Source organism: Saccharopolyspora antiqui, from assembly GCF_052246905.1.
Classification (GTDB): domain Bacteria; phylum Actinomycetota; class Actinomycetes; order Mycobacteriales; family Pseudonocardiaceae; genus Saccharopolyspora.
Map to the genome: position 1 here is coordinate 951,366 of NZ_JBQQBO010000001.1, position 14,936 is coordinate 966,301.

Below are 14,936 nucleotides of genomic sequence, written 5' to 3' on the forward strand. Positions count from 1 at the left end.
GGAGAAAACATGATCAGTGCATTCCGTCGCGGGTTGACGGTGTTGGGGGCCAGCGTGGTGATGGCGTCGTGCTTGGTGACGACGGCTGGCGCGAGCGCCGTGGTGGACGAGTCGCTCCCGACGGGCGAGCAGGTGGGTGGTGTTCTCGCCGAGTACAACGGGAGGACGATCAACCTCGCGCAGGACTGGGAGGGCGCCGACTACTGCATGGAGGAAGCGCCGTCGAAGTTCCGCTGCGTCGACCTGCCCGCGAAAGAACTCGGCATCACCGATATCGAGGACTGCCGGGACGGGTCGTTCTGCCTCTGGGACAACCGGAACTACCAGGCAAAAGGTGTCGAGCTGCGCAGTCCCGGACGCCACGATCTTGCCGACCACGGCCTTCGGGACCGGGCCAACAGTGTTTACAACTACCGGAAATCGCAATCGAAATTCATCGACGTGCGCACCGGGATCCCAGATGCGGAATACACGCTAACTGCTGCCGGCAAGCTCGGGGACCTGGGTCAGCTCGTCTACCCCCACGGTGGCAACTGGAACAACAAGATCGACGTGGTTGAGCTTTTCTAGCAGCCTCGATCCACGCATGAACAGCCAGCCCTAGGCCGGTTGTTCATGCGTGGTACCAAGCCGGATGACATAAACGTCCACACCCCGGAATGTCGATCAACCGTTGACGTCGAGACGAGCTCGGTTGAGGGCTTGATGGCGATACTCACCAGGCGGGGCGCCGAACGCAGCACGGAAGGCGCGGGAGAAGACGGCGGCGTTGGTGTAGCCCCAACGGGCGGCGATGTGATGGACCGGGGTGGCGCGTTGTGCCTCGTCCGCGAGGTCCTGGCGGGCATGTTCAAGGCGTTGCTCGCGGATCCACTCAGTCAGCGTGGTGCCGTGCCAACAGGAGCGAACGATTCGATGCAGGTAGCTGACGGAGATGTGGTGTGCGGCAGCGATCATCGGCGGCGTCAGGTCAGGGTCCTGGAGGTGATGGCGGATGAAAGCCCGGATGCGCGCGGCGAGAGTACGACTACGGGTCTCCGGCGGGAGGCTGTCCTCGGCATCGAGGTGGTGGGCCAACGTGGCGGCGAGCAGATCGACCAGCACCGTCTCCAACCGGACCCCGTCCGTGGCACGGAATGACCGGTAGTCACGCGCCAATTGCATGAGGGTCCCGGCCAACAGAGCACCCGGCCCCTCTCGCGCGGACAACCGATGCGTCACCAACCGGTCGACCCTGTCACCCGACAGCGGCAGCAGCCGCCGCGGGACTTCCAGGCTGACCAGTTTCGCTGAGGTGTTGGCGCACTCGAACGGCTGCGACGTGCCGACCACGTACATGTCCCAGGGACCATGAACGTCTTCCCGACCGGACTGGCTTATCCACAAGTTTCCGCGGAAGGGGAAGCTGAGGTGGTAAATCTCCGGATCGGACTGCCTGATCAGCTTCGACGTCCGCTGGAACGTCATCGGCTGGCACGTCGCCGGCCACACACTCACCGCGCCAAATCGCAGCAGTCGCATCTCCGCCCGAAACTGCTCCGGTTGGTCAGTGCCCATGTCCATGGGCGCCATTGCTTTCGCCAGGAGCTCACGCCACATATCGAACCGGTCCAACGCAGCAACGTCATCGGTTCGAAACTCCGCCTCGATCACACCCCAGCCCCCAGCGACCCAAAAGGTATATAGATCGCAATTAGGACAGAGGATACTGGCGTGCTGAGTCAAGTCAACGCGCCCCAGTTCGCCCACCTGCCAACAGGTCATCGCCCGTGTGCAGGATCGCGATCACGATAGAATGATCAACGGCGGGCGTCTGCCCGCCGAACTCTCCGTATGAGAAACCGTCGAAACCCGCTTGCGAGATCGTCCAGATACCCCCTCAGTGGGAACTGGTCTTGTCGTCGCGGAGTTCGACCCAGCCGTCCCGGCGGGCGACGCGCACGCACTCCTTGCTCGGATCGCTGGCGCTTGCCTTGCGGAAGTCGTGTTCGGCGAAGGCGGGCAGGGCGCTGGTCATCGGCAGTTCTCTCCTCGGGTGGTCGCTTCCTGAAGTCCTTGAGGACGGATCTCAGGAACTTGCGGGTCTCCGGAAACCGTAGCGCGGCATCGGACAGACGAACTCATGCCTTTTCGTGCGCCGCCAGCGCCTTCTTGTCGTCGAGGTCGCGGATCTCGCCTTCGCCCTCGACGTAGACCAACTCCAACGGGCCCGCAGCACCAGACGTGGGCATGCGGATCATGGTGAACCGGTTCCCGATGGGTGAGCGCCGACCGTGCGGCTGGTCGAAGGGCATGACCTGAAGGTGGATGTTTGGCCGGTCCGAGAGCTTGATCAAGTAGTCGATTTGCTCTCGCATGACCTCCGAGTCGCCCCAGACTCGTCGCAGGCACGACTCGGAGAGCACGAAGTGGACGACCGGTGGTTCCGGCTTATCGAGGATGTCCTGGCGAGCCAGCCTGGCCCGGATCTTGTCTTCGAGCGACACATCCTGGTTGTCCGGCTCATCAGCGTGCATGGCACGCACGTAGGACTCGCACTGCACCAGCCCAGGAACGACCTCCACCTGCACTGAGCGAATCTGATCGGCATGCTTCTCCGAGTCCACAAGCAGCCGAAGATCCTCCGAGTACACGATTGTGCCCGGTGGTCCAGAAGCCACGCTTGTGGTTGTCACGCCGCAGTTCGCGCAGTTCTTCCTTGTATCCCTCGTCGGTGAAGCCGAGCTTGTCAGCGAGCAGGACCAAGTCCCCAGGCGAGATGCTGCCCCCACCCTTGATCAACAACGCTATGCGGACTGGCTCGTTTCGATGAGCTTGGCCGCCTCACCCTGCGAGATACCCGCACTCTCGATCATGTGCGCGATCTCGTTTCCGAGCAGCAGCTTCTTGGCCGTACGAACCGTCGCGGGCATCGATGCGGACCTCCAGGTCAAGCGCGATAGGCGCGGGGTCAGATACCGACAAGCTGATTCGCTCCTGGACGGCCTTTTTGATCTCGATTCGATGATCATGACAAGATCCACACCGGAACACCAAACAGCCCACTGACCTGCGCTTACGCGCTCGGTCAGCGGGCTGTTGCGACCGTCGGGATGACAGGATTTGAACCTGCGACCCCTTGACCCCCAGTCAAGTGCGCTACCAAGCTGCGCTACATCCCGGCCTCACCTCTTGGGGTGTTCCGTTAGCTTAACGCACGGCCGGATGGGCGATCATCGGGGCCCTCGTTGCCCGGTTTGGCCTGGTCATCGGGCTGGTGCCAGGCGTCCACCGCTGCTGTCAGGGCTGTTGTCCAGGCTGCCAGGAGTTGGGTGCCCTCGGCCGCCGTCGCGCCTCCGGGGTTGCCCAGGACACCGTTCGGGCTGGTCGCGCGGACTCCCTCAGCGCGGAGCCGGTTGATCAGGTTCGGCAGCGGCGTGGTGTTGCCGGGCTCGGCGCGGTCGAGGCGGACGGCCTGCGGGCGGAGCGCGAGCAGCACCGAGGTTTCGGTGCGGCCCGCGTGGGTGTCGTCGGGTCGGCCGGTCGGGGCCCAGGCGAGGGCCCGGCGGCCTTCGGCTCGCGCGGTCGTGACGGCGCGGCGGACCGGCTCGGCGTTGCCGCCGTGGGCGGATACCAGCACGATTCCCGCGAACGCGTCGGCGGAGCGGATGAGCTCGACGAGCAGTCGCTCGACCGCTTCCTGGCCGATCGACAACGTGCCGGGGAATCCGGCGTGCTCGCCGCTGGAGCCGTAGGTCACCGGCGGTGCGACCAGGGCAGATCTGCGCTGGGCGAGTCGGGTGGCCAGCTCCACCGCTATCTCGGTGTCGACGGTGAACGGCAGGTGGGGGCCGTGCTGTTCGGTCGCGCCGACCGGGATCGCGAGGAGGCTGTGCCCGGCGATCCCGGCGATCTCGGGCCAGGTCAGGTCGGCCAGCCGCGTCATCGCTCCGCCTTGTCCGACACCGGGACGCTGCTGCGGCCACCGCCGTCGGACAGCGACGGCAGCAACGGCGCGAGGCTCCGCGACTTGAGGGCGCCGCGCAGGACACCACAGCCGTAGGCCACGTCGTCGGCGATGCGCGCCAGGCTCCAGCGGATCGGGTCCAGCGGCGGGCGTTCGCGGGTCCAGTCCAGCAAGTGCCGCAGCGCCACCAGGCCGAGCACGACCCGTCCTCGGCGGCTGAACAGCAGCAGCGGGACCGCAATCGGCGCCCAGGCCCGGCCGATGGCATCGGCGAAGATGCGCCCCGCGCCGATATTGCCCTGCACCGCCAGGCGCAGCGATTCGCGGGTTGGGACGCCGATCTTGCCGAGCTTTCGGGACAGCAGGACCGCCGCGCCGCCGACCACGGCGAGACCCGCGCCGGTCCGGCTGGTGAGGACGAGTGCCCAGGCCAACGCGCTCCACAGCGACGCTCGCACCGGCGCGACGGCTTCGCCGTGCCGCTGGCCGAGCGGTCCGGCTGATGTGCCGTAGTCGAAACGTTGGCGCAGCAGGGCACTCCACCGCGTGCGCGGCGCGTGTTGGACGACGGCGGTCGGCTCGTAGCGCACCAGGTGCCGCTGGTCGATGAGTCGCCAGATCAGGTCGACGTCCTCGCCGAAGCGCAGGTCTTCGTCGAAGCCGTCCAGTTCGCGCAGTGCCGCCACCCGGACGACGAGGGCGGCCGTTGGGACGTAGCTGATCCGGCCGCCCGGTCGCACCAGGCCCGGTTCGGTCCCCATGTCGAGGGGGGACTGCGTGCTCTCGTAGCGGGCTAGGGCCGTGTCACCCGGTGTGCTGCGGACGCGGGGGGCCACGGCCGCCACCGCTGGGTCTTCGAAGTGCCGCAACACCGGTTCGAGCCAGCCCGGTTCTGGCACCGTGTCGGCGTCCAGGAACGCCACGAGCGGCGTGCGGACCAGTCGCCAGCCCGCGTTGCGAGCGGCCGCAGGTCCTCGGGCGACGTCGTGGCGCCATGCCGCTCCGGCCACCGGCTGCTCGGATCCGTCATCGACCACGATCGCCCGGGTCGTGCCGAGTGCGGTGAGGAGGCTGGTCGGCGAGGCGTCCCGCACCGGGACAACCACCGTCACGTCGTCCGGACCGAACCGCGTCGCGTCGTAGTGCGGATGCATCATGCCCGCTCGGACGAGGCGTCGCGCCAGGGTCGCAGCGCTGCCGGATGCGGGTTCGCCCTCGATCCAATCGTTGACGAGGTCCGCTCCCCTGGTGCTCAGGCGCATCACTCGGAACGGCGATCCGCCAGCCAAGATTCGCCCGTTGTCCCAGCGGAGCAGGCCGGGGTCGGGCACCAATCGCAGGGTCATGCCGTGAAGCCTCCGTCGGCGTGGACGACGGTCCCGGTGATCGCCGAGGCCTGTTCGCCGCACAGCCAGCACACCGCTGCCGCTACCTCATCGGGTTCCAGCAGGCGTTCGACGAGCTGGTGTTGGCTGAACTCCTCGACATCCGGCAGGTCGTAGTAGGCCGCCGTCGCGGTCAGCATGTCCGTCCGGGTCGATCCCGGGGACACCGCGGTGGCCGTGACTCCGGTGCCGCGCAGGTCGGTGGCCAGGCCCCGGATCAGGCCGACCACGGCGTGCTTGGCCGCGTTGTACCCGGCGAGGTGGTAGAGGCCGCGGTGCGCGGCCGAGGACGCGAGGGCGACGAAACGACCGGATCGGGGTTGTGGGCGTTGCAGCAGCAGCGGGACGGCTGCGCGGGCCAGGTTCGCCACGCCGCGGACACCGACGTCGAACAGGGCGTCCCACTGGTCGTCGGAGGTCTCCCAGAGCGGCTGGCCACCGGCCATGACCGCTGCCGCCGCGACCGCCGCGTCGAGTCCGCCGAACTCGGTTTCGGCCACCGCGACGGCTTGGCGCAGGGCTGTCTCGTCGCGGACGTCCGCGACCACGTCTCGCACCGAGTCCGGCCAGCGCTCGGCGAGGGCCCGCAGTTGGGCTCGGGTGGCCAGCGGGTAGGAGGCGCCCGGGAGGTCCGCGCAGATGTCGACGGCGACCACCCGCCATCCGTCGGTGGCGAGGCGCTGCACCACGGCTGCGCCGATTCCGCGGGCCGCGCCCGTCACGACCGCGACTCTGCTCATGACCTCTCCACAGTGTTTTGCGGGACACCCGCACCCGAGGTGTTTTGCGGGACACCCGCACCCGAGGTGTTTTGCGAGGCACCCGCACCGGTGTCCTGCGGGACACCCGCACCCGAGGTGTCTTGCGGGACACCCGCACCGGTGTCCTGCGGGACACCCGCACCCGGGCGGCCCCGCAAGCGGGAAAAATTGTCACTCACGACGCCCTACCCCGGTGGTGTAGCCGTGGCGGCGCAGGTAGTTCAGCAGTTCGTCGACCGCTTCCGCCGCCGACAGCGGTCCGATGACGGTCGGCGGGGTGCGTTCCCGCAGCGCGCCGGTCAGTTCGAGCATCCGATCGTGGGCGGTCGTGCCGGTCGGGGCGGGCAGCTCCCTCGGGCGGGGGCGACGTGGTCGTGAGTGGATACCCCGCTTATCGGAATGTCCACTCGCGAGCTCCTCGCCGGGGATCGCGGGCACCGTCGCCTGCTGGGCGGCCAGCAGCGCGGGCAGGCTCGCCCGGCGCAGGCGCACCCCGGCGGCTTCGACCGACACGACCGCCGGTCGCGGCAGCCGCAGCAGCTCCCGGCTGCCGCCGTCGAGTCGGCGATGGGCGAGGACCGACCGACCGTCGGTTTCGAGCCGCACGACGCCGAGCGCCTGGGCGGCGCCGAGTCGGGCGGCCAGGAAGGCGGGCGTTGTTCCGGTCCCGCCGTCAGCCGATCTGTCCCCGCACAGCACGAGATCCGGGGTGCGATCGCGCAGCGCGGACGCGATGGCCGCGGCCGTAGCGGCACCGTTTTCGGCCAGTGCGCGGGGTTCCAGCCGGTCGTCCCGGTCGACTCGGATCGCTTCGTGGGCACCGGCTGCCAGTGCGGTTCGCAGCACCGCGTCCGCTGCCGCGGGTCCCACCGTCACCGCCAGCACGCGGCCGTCGAATCGTTCGGCGAGCCGCAGGCCGTGTTCCAGCGCGGCATCTTCGGCGGCGTTGCTGCCCCGGTCGCGTTCGTCGGCGTGAACGATGCCGCTGAGCGGATCCACCCCGACGCGTTGCCAGGACCAGCCCAATGCCACCACGATCTCCATGTCAGCCCTTCCGGAACACGACGCCGTGCCCGCCGTCGGGATAGGTCCAGGTGATGGCGCCCGAGGAGTTGCAGATCTGGTAGCAGGTGCCGCATTCGAAGCACTGCTCGTAGTTGAACAGGATTCCGCCGTCGCCGGTGGGCACGAACAGCTTCGCCGGGCACGCGTGCACGCATTCCTTGGTGGTGCACGACCGGCAGATGTCGGAGTCGACGGTGATGTGCGGGCGTTCACCGACGTCGAAGTCCACTGTGGTCATCCGGTCCTCGAACGACATGTCGCGGTATTGCTGCATGTTGACCCCTCAGCCGAAGACCCGGAACCCGGCCCAGGCGTCCGCGGCGAGCTCGCGCAACCGGACGCCGTGCCGGGTGGCCGCGCGGCGCAGCAGCTTGCCGAGTCCTGGTTTGGGTTCCGGGTTGCGGACCGTGAAGACCTCCTGGGCGAAGTCGCACAGCATTCGCGGGTAGCGCTGCTGCACCCGCTCGGAGAGGACCAGGTGCGGTGCGCCCCGCAGGTTCTTGTGGTCGGTCAGGACGAAGTTGCGTTCCATCCGCTCGCGGTAGCCGTCGAGCCGGTCGAGCTGGCCCGCGGTGATGGCCTCGGCGGCGGTGCGCCCGGCCGCCAGGCCGGAACCGATGGCGAAATTGACCCCTTCCAGCCAGATCCCGGCCGCCAGGCACATCGCCGCCGCGTCGCCGGCGACCAGCAGTCCGTCGGCTGCCAGCTTCGGCATGCTCCGGTAGCCGCCTTCCGGGATCAGGTGCGCCGAGTACTCCTTGAGCTCCGCACCCCGCAGGTACGGCGCGATGGCCCGGTGCGCCTTGAGGTCGGCGAGGACCGCCTCGGGCCGCCGCCCCGAGGCGGCCAGCCCGGTCAGCGACAGCACCACACCGACGCTGACGGTCTCGCGGTTGGTGTAGAGGAAACCACCGCCGGGGATGTCGCCGGTGCAGCCGAGGATTTCGAAGTCGGCGCCTTCGTCGCCGCTGAGGCCGAACCGGTCCTCGATGGTTTTGCGCGGCAGGGCAAGGGTTTCCTTCACGCCGAGGGTTTGGTTCGCGGCGTCGGTCGCGGGCAGCAGACCAGCCTGTTTGGCCAGGAAGGAGTTGACCCCGTCGCAGGCGATGACCAGTTTCGCCCGGAGGTCGCCGTCGGGTCGGTCGGTGCGGACGCCGACCACGCGGCCGGATGCGTCGCGCAGCAGTTCGGTGGCGACGGTGGAGGTCACGAGCCGCGCACCGGCGTCCACGGCCTTGCCCGCCAGCCACGAGTCGAAGTCCGCGCGATAGGTGGTCATGCCGTTGTACGGCGCGCTCCCCCAGTCGTCGGTGCGGAAGTCTACGGTGAGCGCTTGGGTGGGGGTCATCATCATGGTGCTGCGGCGGGTGACCCAGCGCTGCACCGGGGCGTCCTCCCACCAGGCGGGCAGCACTTCGTCGAGCACCCGGCCGTAGACGACACCGCCGTAGACGTTCTTCGAACCGGGGAACGGTCCGCGTTCCAGCAGGATCACGTCGCACCCGGCGCGGGCCAGCTCCAGCGCGGCGGACGAACCGGCCGGACCGGCCCCGACCACCACGACGTCCACATCGGAGTGTTCAGCCATCGGCGGCTCCGTTCAGTCGGCGTGCCAGTTCCCGCAGGACTTCGGGCGCGTCGGCGACGATGCCCAGGTCGGCCATCGCGGTCATCGGGCAGGACGGGTCGGTGTTCACGCTGACCACATGTGCTGGCCGCCCAAGCCCGCCCACGTGCTGCGCGGCTCCGGAGATGCCGAAGGCCACGTACAGTTCGGGGTCGACCACGACTCCGGTGGTGCCGATCTGCCGGTCGTGCGCCGCCCACCCGGCGTCGGTGACCACCCGAGTCGCGCCCGCGGAGGCGCCCAGCGCGGCGGCCACCGAGGTCAGCGTCCGCAGCACCGCCGAACCGTCCTCGCCCGGCCGGACCAGTCCGGCACCACCGCCCAGGATGCGCGTCGCCTCGGCCAGTTCGACCGTTTCCGGCTCCGGTTCCAGGACCTTCACGACCTCGGCGTCGAGGACGTCTTCGGGCAGGGTCACCGCCAATTCGACCGGGTCCGGCGCCGCCACCGGTTGCGGAATGCCGCGCACCCCCGGGATCAGCGTCGCCACCACCGGCTCGCCGAACGGGACCCGAACTTCCAGCGAATCGTCCAATCTGGACAGATCCGCTGCCTCGGACGTGCATCGGAGGGCACCGGCCAGCAGCGGCCGTTGGATCTGGAACGCCAACCGGGCGGCGAGGTCCCGCCCGTCGGGAGATGCCGGTAGCAGCACGACGTCGACCGGTTCGAGCAGCGGTGCCAGCGCCGCGGCCAACGCGCCGGGTGCGACCGCCGGAACCTCGACGGTCCAGATCCGCCGCGCGGCGGTGAAAGCGCGTGCCGCCTCCGGTGTTCCGGTTCCGACCGCGAGGACGGCTCCGCCGCATTCGGCCGCCACCTCGTCGGCGCCGCCGGGCAGCGCGCCGTCGCGGACGACCACCACGGCGAGCATCTTCGGCAGTTCGTTCACAGGTCCACCGCCACTCGATGTCCCTCGACGACGGCGGCGTGCGCGCGGCGCGGTGCGACGCAGTCGCCAATCCGGTGCACCTCGAACGGTGCCTGCTTCAACTCCTGCCACAGCTCGTCCGCCGGGCTCTGGTGCGTCGCGCACACCACCCAGTCGAACCGGGCTTCGGCCAAGGTTGCGGTGGTGTGCTTGAGGATTTGCAGCACGACCCCGGTCGGCTCGGCCGACGCTGACATCACGACCTCGTCGGTGCGCTGCTCGATGCCCTTCGCGTGGGCGCGGACGTTGAAGGTCTCCATGTCCAGCGTCACGCCCAGGTCCTGGCAAACCACCATGCCCGGTGTCGAGATCTGCACCCGGCAGCCCCGGTCGGCCAGCAGTTCGGCGACCGACGATGCCTGGTGGAATCCCAGTTCGTCGACCACCAGCACGTCGCCTTCCGGTGCGGCGCGGCCCTCCAGCACATCGCGGACGTCGACGACCCCGTCCACCGCCCAGTGCACCGGCTGCGGCCGGGCGCCGGTGGCGAGCACGACCGCATCGGGGTGCTCGGCACGCAGCATCTCGGCTGTCGCGGCGACTCCGGTCTTGACGTCCACCCCGTGCCGCTCGCATTCGGCACGCAGGTTGCGCACCACGTCGAGGAACTCCGCGCGGCTGGGAACCGTCGCGGCAACGGCGACTTGGCCGCCGGTGGCCTGCTCCCGCTCGAACAGGGTCACGTGGTGGCCGCGCTCCGCCGCGGTCGACGCGGCCTGCAGGCCCGCCGGGCCGCCCCCGACGACGAGCACCCGCCGCCGCTTGCGGGGCATCGGCAGTGACACGGACTCCCGTCCGGTGCGCGGGTTCTCGATGCAGCCCAGCCAGCGGTTCAGGCCCATCCGCCCGACGCATTCCTGGTTGCACGACAAGCAGGTTCGGATGTCGCTGCGGTACCCGGACCTGGCTTTGGCGGCGAAGTCCGGGTCCGCGATCTGGCCGCGCACGACGCCGACCAGGTCGCAGTGTCCCTCTTCCAGGGCGCGTTCGGCCTGCAGCGGATCTTTGATCCGCCCCACCCCCACCACCGGCAGGTCCACGGCGCGGCGGATGGCGTTCGAGATGAACAGCGCATAGCCCGGCGGTATCGCCATCGACGCCTCGATCATGTAGAGCGTCGAGGTCGCCACGCCTATCGAGGTGTTGATGTAGTCGACCTTGCCGGTGTCGGCCACCATCCTGGCGACCTCGACCGCCTCGTCGATGGTGGTGCCGCCCTCGATGAGCTCGTCGCCGCACAGCCGCACGCCCAGCGCCCGATCTGGGCCGAGCGCGTCGCGCACCGCGTCGATGATTTCCAGCAGGATCCGGGCGCGGTTGGCCAGCGAGCCGCCGTATGCGTCGGTGCGCTTGTTCGTCGCCGGGGAGAGGAAGCCGCGCACGATCGAGGAGTGCGAGCACTGCAGTTCGACGCCGTCGAATCCGCCTTCGGCGCAGTGCCCGGCGACCGTGCCGTACCCGGCCACGACCTCGGCGATCTCGCCGGTGTCGATCGCCTTGGGCACTTCCCGGAACATCGGGTCCGGCACCGCCGATGGCGCCCACACGGGCAGCCGCGAGTACATCGACGACGCTTGCCCGCCGTTGTGGTTGAGCTGGGCGAAGATCGGGACGCCGTGGGCGTGGACGGCCTCGGTGATCCGGCGGTACCCGGGGACGACCGACGGGCGGAAGCCGTGGATCAGCTTCTCGTACGGCCAGTCCGTCGGATGCGTCGAGTGCTCCTCGGTGATCACCAGGCCCGCGCCACCGGCGGCCCGCGCCGCGTAGTAGGCGGCGTGTTGTTCGCTGGGCAGCCCGTCCTGGGCGTAGTTCGTCAGGTGGGCCGAGAAGACGATCCGGTTGCCGACCGTGACCGGCCCGATTCGCAGTGGTGAGAACAGGTAGCGGTGACCGCTCACGGTGCCGCCTCCCCGCGATTCACAGTGCTGGTCACGTCCAGCCCGATCTCACGTTTCGTCGTTTCTTGTGGCTGGTTTGCGACACGGTCCCCTGAGGTGCGGTTCGGGAGAACTGAGGTTGACAGCGGATGTCTCATCGCGCCTCCGCTGCGAGCACCGGTGCTTCGGTGATCTGGTGTGCCACGCGGCGTCCTTCCAAGATGGCCTCGTGGATCGTCCGGGGCGCCACGCAGTCACCGGCTCGCGGCCACTGCGGCAGCGCCGGGTTCGGCAACCTATGTCCACAGTGGATAACTGTGGTACAGGGCAGGTTGCGGCGCTGGGCGGTGAAGGTGTCTTCCAGCACCACGTGATCCGGATGCACTTCGCGCAGCAGCGAGCGCTTCTCCAGCCGCACCCCGGCCTGTTGCAGGCGGGCGTTGGCATCGGCCAGGTCGCCGGTCAGCGCCAACTGCGTGCCCACGACCTGGTCTTGGGTGACGATCGCGGTGCTCCTGCCCTGCCCGGCCAGCAGTTCGGCGACGCCGACGCCGACGGCATCCCCGACCGGGTCGAACACCACCAGCGGGCCGTCCGGTACCGCGCCACCAGCCAGCAGGTCCGCCACGTCGACGACCGCGCCGCCGTGCATCTCGTAGCCGCGCGGCCCCGGCACCGATCCGATCGCGACCAGCACGTCCCGCCCGGAATCCACTTCGGTGCCGTCGGTGATCACGGTGCCGAGCGTGACGCGCACGCCGAGCCGCCGCACTTCCGCCGCCAGCCAGTCCACCAGCTGTCGCAGCCGAGCGCGTCCGCCGACTTCCGCCGCCCACCGCGCGGCGCCGCCCAGCCGGTCGGTCCGCTCGACGATCTCAACGGCGTGGCCGCGCAAGGCCAGCACCCGCGCCGCCTCCATCCCGGCTGGCCCACCGCCGACGACGAGCACGTCCCGCCGCCGGGTCGTGAGTGCGGAAACCGGCTCCAACCGGCTTTCGCACTCACGACCTTCGGTCTCGTGCCCGCTGGCAGGCTCGCCGATGCAGGACACGATGGGGTTGCGGTTGTCCCGCACCCGGCACTTCTGGTTGCACAGCACGCACGGTCGAACCCGCTCGGCATGCCCGGCCCGCACGAGTTCGACCAACCGGGGCTCGGCGATCTGGGCTCGGGTCATCTCGACCAGGTCGGCAACACCGTCGTCCAACGCCCGCTGGGCCTGCCGCGGTTCCACGACGCTGCCCTGCAGCACCACCGGAACCGGTAGCGCGACGCCGCGAATCCGTTGGCAGAGCTCGATGTTGAAGCCGGGTTCGGTGTGCAGGTCGGGGCGGGTCGCCGAGGTCGCCATCGCGGATCCGCGCACCACGACGAGATAATCGACCTGCTCCCGCACCGCCTCGACGATGCCGACGGCCTGCTCCGGGGTGATGCCCGCCCATGGGGCGAGTTCGTCGCAGGACAGCCGCAGCCCCACCACCCCGCCACCGATCGCGTCGCGCACCGCACCCAGGACCTCCCGCAGCAGCCGGGTCCGGTCCTCGCCGTAGCCGTCGGCGCGCTGGTTGGTGAGGCCGGAGAGGAACTGGCGCAGCAGGGAATGCTGACCTGCTTCGACCTCCACACCGTGCATTCCGGCCCGCACGGCCGATTCCGCCGCCGCCGCGAAGCCCGCGACGAGCTCGTCGATCTCGGTCTGCTCCAGTTCCATCGGCATCTCGCGGCTGGCCACGTCCGGCACGCGCGACGGCGCCCAAAGCGCGCCTTGCGAGAACGCCGAGGAGCCCTGCGAACCGGCATGTCCGAGCCCGGCGAGCACCACCGCGCCGTGCGGCCGACAGGCGTCGGCGACAGCCGCCCACCCCGCACCGCATTCGCTGGCCAGCGGCGCGCGCTCGTACGGCCAGTCACTGGGGTGCGCGCTGGCGGTCTCGGTGACGATCACGCCTGCACCACCGGCGGCCCGAGCCGCGTAGTAGGCCACGTGGCGATCGGAGATCTCCCGGCCACGGCCCAGGTTCGTCTCGTGCGGACCGAACAGCACCCGCGAGGGTGCGGTCACCTCGCCCAGGCGGACGGTGCCGGTCAGCGGTGAACTCACAACTGGCTCGCCAGCGGACTGGAATCGCACGGCTTCGCCGGAACCGACGGCATGCCCAACCCCACCCGCCGCGACGACCGGGAGTGGTCCTGCGTCGCCTTCGGCAACCCGGCGCGGTCCACAAGGGACAGTGCGGTCGTCCCGTGTCCCTGCACGCATTCCGGATCCGGCCCGTCCAGCGGCAGGCCGGTGAAGAACTTCGCCGCCATGCAACCGCCCTGGCACGAATCGAACGCCGAGCACGACCGGCACGCGCCACCGGACTGCGGCTGCCGGAGCTCGGTGAACAGCTCCGATTCCCGCCACACCCGGGCGAACCCGCCGACCTCGCGGACGTTCCCGGCCTTGAACGCGTCGTGGATGGCGAACGGGCAGGCGTACACATCGCCCACCGGGTCGATCAGGCACACCACCCGGCCGGCCCCGCACAGGTTCAGCCCCGGCAGCGGAGTCGACCCCAACGCGTTCAGGTGGAAGAACGAGTCACCGGTGAGCACCTCGTCGCCGTGCTCGACCAACCAGGCGTAGATCTCCCGCTGCTGCGCATCCGTGGGGTGCAGCTCGTCCCACACGTCCGCCCCGCGCCCCGACGGGCGCAACCGGGTGATGCGCAACTGGGCGCCGAACCGGTCCGCGATCGCTTTGAAATCGTCCAGCTGCGAAACGTTCTGCCTGGTCATGACGACCGAGATCTTGAAGTCCCGCATCCCGGCGGCGGACAGGTTCGCCAGCGCGCGCATCGCCATGTCGAACGAGCCGGGCCCGCGCACGGCGTCGTTGACCTCGCGCGTCGCCCCGTCCAGCGAGATCTGCACGTCCACGTAGTCGGTGGCGGCCAGTTGCGCGGCGCGCTCGGCATCGATGCGCAGGCCGTTGGTGGAGAACTTGACGCCCACCTGGTGTTCGATGGCGTAGTCGAGCAGTTCCCAGAAGTCCGGGCGCACCGTCGGCTCACCGCCGCCGACGTTGACGTAGAAGACCTGCATCCGCTGCAACTCGTCGATCACGGCCTTCATCTCGGCCGTGCTCAACTCGCGCGGATCCCGCCGCCCGGACGATGAAAGGCAGTGCTCGCAAGCCAGGTTGCAGGCGTACGTCCACTCCCAGGTCAGGCAGATCGGGGCGTCCAACCCGCCCTTGAACTGCTCCACCAGCGAGGGAACGGGCGCCGGTTCGCAGACCGCGGTCATGCTGGCCTCCACTTCGAGGTTGTGCGGCTCGATTGCCTCGCGGTGCTGAT

General features: G+C 69.4%; 15 protein-coding genes and 1 tRNA gene. 2 read left to right on the forward strand and 14 right to left on the reverse strand.

Annotated features, from left to right (window positions below):
• The first annotated feature begins 9 nt into the window (after positions 1-9).
• Positions 10-570: a peptidase inhibitor family I36 protein gene (locus ACTWQN_RS04085; RefSeq protein WP_443201940.1), complete on the forward strand. Its 561-nt coding sequence runs from the start codon at positions 10-12 to the stop codon at positions 568-570.
• 96 nt (positions 571-666) lie between these two features.
• Here the strand turns inward: ACTWQN_RS04085 and ACTWQN_RS04090 are convergent, their stop codons facing one another.
• From ACTWQN_RS04090 to ACTWQN_RS04100, 3 genes are all read right to left on the reverse strand, one after another.
• Complete coding sequence (locus ACTWQN_RS04090) at positions 667-1,653, reverse strand: AraC-like ligand-binding domain-containing protein (RefSeq protein WP_443201941.1); 987 nt, start codon at positions 1,651-1,653, stop codon at positions 667-669.
• 226 nt (positions 1,654-1,879) lie between these two features.
• Complete coding sequence (locus ACTWQN_RS04095) at positions 1,880-2,017, reverse strand: hypothetical protein (RefSeq protein WP_443201942.1); 138 nt, start codon at positions 2,015-2,017, stop codon at positions 1,880-1,882.
• A gap of 103 nt (positions 2,018-2,120) precedes the next feature.
• Positions 2,121-2,771: a DUF5753 domain-containing protein gene (locus tag ACTWQN_RS04100; protein ID WP_443201943.1), complete on the reverse strand. Its 651-nt coding sequence runs from the start codon at positions 2,769-2,771 to the stop codon at positions 2,121-2,123.
• Here ACTWQN_RS04100 and ACTWQN_RS04105 point away from each other — a divergent pair.
• On the forward strand, positions 2,665-3,048 hold the full coding sequence (locus ACTWQN_RS04105; RefSeq protein WP_443202025.1) for a hypothetical protein: 384 nt from the start codon (positions 2,665-2,667) through the stop codon (positions 3,046-3,048). The genes ACTWQN_RS04100 and ACTWQN_RS04105 overlap by 107 nt on opposite strands.
• A 39-nt stretch (positions 3,049-3,087) precedes the next feature.
• Here ACTWQN_RS04105 and ACTWQN_RS04110 read toward each other — a convergent pair.
• The 11 genes from ACTWQN_RS04110 to mftC all read right to left on the reverse strand — a co-directional run bounded on the left by ACTWQN_RS04110 (position 3,088) and on the right by mftC (position 14,886).
• Positions 3,088-3,161, reverse strand: a tRNA-Pro gene (locus ACTWQN_RS04110).
• Positions 3,162-3,184: 23 nt separating this feature from the next.
• On the reverse strand, positions 3,185-3,925 hold the full coding sequence (mftE, locus tag ACTWQN_RS04115; RefSeq protein WP_443201944.1) for a mycofactocin biosynthesis peptidyl-dipeptidase MftE: 741 nt from the start codon (positions 3,923-3,925) through the stop codon (positions 3,185-3,187).
• Positions 3,922-5,292 (reverse strand): mycofactocin biosynthesis glycosyltransferase MftF, encoded by a 1,371-nt coding sequence (mftF, locus tag ACTWQN_RS04120; protein WP_443201945.1) that lies wholly within the window; start codon positions 5,290-5,292, stop codon positions 3,922-3,924. The genes mftE and mftF overlap by 4 nt, the downstream gene beginning before the upstream one ends.
• Positions 5,289-6,071, reverse strand: coding sequence for a mycofactocin-coupled SDR family oxidoreductase (locus ACTWQN_RS04125; protein ID WP_443201946.1), 783 nt, complete (start codon positions 6,069-6,071; stop codon positions 5,289-5,291). The genes mftF and ACTWQN_RS04125 overlap by 4 nt, the downstream gene beginning before the upstream one ends.
• 192 nt (positions 6,072-6,263) lie before the next feature.
• A complete protein-coding gene (locus ACTWQN_RS04130) occupies positions 6,264-7,136 on the reverse strand; it encodes a mycofactocin-associated electron transfer flavoprotein beta subunit (RefSeq protein ID WP_443201947.1) in 873 nt (290 codons plus the stop codon).
• Between the two features lies 1 nt (position 7,137).
• Positions 7,138-7,431, reverse strand: a complete 294-nt coding sequence (locus ACTWQN_RS04135; RefSeq protein ID WP_443201948.1) for a ferredoxin family protein — start codon at positions 7,429-7,431, stop codon at positions 7,138-7,140.
• A gap of 9 nt (positions 7,432-7,440) precedes the next feature.
• Positions 7,441-8,745, reverse strand: a complete 1,305-nt coding sequence (locus ACTWQN_RS04140) for an FAD-dependent oxidoreductase (RefSeq protein ID WP_443201949.1) — start codon at positions 8,743-8,745, stop codon at positions 7,441-7,443.
• Positions 8,738-9,676, reverse strand: coding sequence for a mycofactocin-associated electron transfer flavoprotein alpha subunit (locus tag ACTWQN_RS04145; RefSeq protein ID WP_443201950.1), 939 nt, complete (start codon positions 9,674-9,676; stop codon positions 8,738-8,740). The genes ACTWQN_RS04140 and ACTWQN_RS04145 overlap by 8 nt, the downstream gene beginning before the upstream one ends.
• Positions 9,673-11,616 (reverse strand): mycofactocin system FadH/OYE family oxidoreductase 2, encoded by a 1,944-nt coding sequence (locus ACTWQN_RS04150; protein WP_443201951.1) that lies wholly within the window; start codon positions 11,614-11,616, stop codon positions 9,673-9,675. The genes ACTWQN_RS04145 and ACTWQN_RS04150 overlap by 4 nt, the downstream gene beginning before the upstream one ends.
• 133 nt (positions 11,617-11,749) lie before the next feature.
• Positions 11,750-13,696 (reverse strand): mycofactocin system FadH/OYE family oxidoreductase 1, encoded by a 1,947-nt coding sequence (locus tag ACTWQN_RS04155; RefSeq protein ID WP_443201952.1) that lies wholly within the window; start codon positions 13,694-13,696, stop codon positions 11,750-11,752.
• Complete coding sequence (gene mftC / locus ACTWQN_RS04160; protein WP_443201953.1) at positions 13,693-14,886, reverse strand: mycofactocin radical SAM maturase; 1,194 nt, start codon at positions 14,884-14,886, stop codon at positions 13,693-13,695. Before mftC ends, ACTWQN_RS04155 begins: the two co-directional genes overlap by 4 nt.
• Between the last annotated feature and the right edge of the window lie 50 nt (positions 14,887-14,936).

Bases quoted from the DNA above. Each gene is read 5' to 3' on its own strand.
- ACTWQN_RS04085 (WP_443201940.1), top strand. From the start codon at position 10: ATGATCAGTGCATTCCGTCGCGGGTTGACGGTGTTGGGGGCCAGCGTG.
- ACTWQN_RS04095 (WP_443201942.1), bottom strand. From the start codon at position 2,017: ATGACCAGCGCCCTGCCCGCCTTCGCCGAACACGACTTCCGCAAGGCA.
- mftE (WP_443201944.1), bottom strand. From the start codon at position 3,925: ATGACGCGGCTGGCCGACCTGACCTGGCCCGAGATCGCCGGGATCGCC.
- mftF (WP_443201945.1), bottom strand. From the start codon at position 5,292: ATGACCCTGCGATTGGTGCCCGACCCCGGCCTGCTCCGCTGGGACAAC.
- ACTWQN_RS04125 (WP_443201946.1), bottom strand. From the start codon at position 6,071: ATGAGCAGAGTCGCGGTCGTGACGGGCGCGGCCCGCGGAATCGGCGCA.
- ACTWQN_RS04130 (WP_443201947.1), bottom strand. From the start codon at position 7,136: ATGGAGATCGTGGTGGCATTGGGCTGGTCCTGGCAACGCGTCGGGGTG.
- ACTWQN_RS04135 (WP_443201948.1), bottom strand. From the start codon at position 7,431: ATGCAGCAATACCGCGACATGTCGTTCGAGGACCGGATGACCACAGTG.
- ACTWQN_RS04140 (WP_443201949.1), bottom strand. From the start codon at position 8,745: ATGGCTGAACACTCCGATGTGGACGTCGTGGTGGTCGGGGCCGGTCCG.
- mftC (WP_443201953.1), bottom strand. From the start codon at position 14,886: ATGACCGCGGTCTGCGAACCGGCGCCCGTTCCCTCGCTGGTGGAGCAG.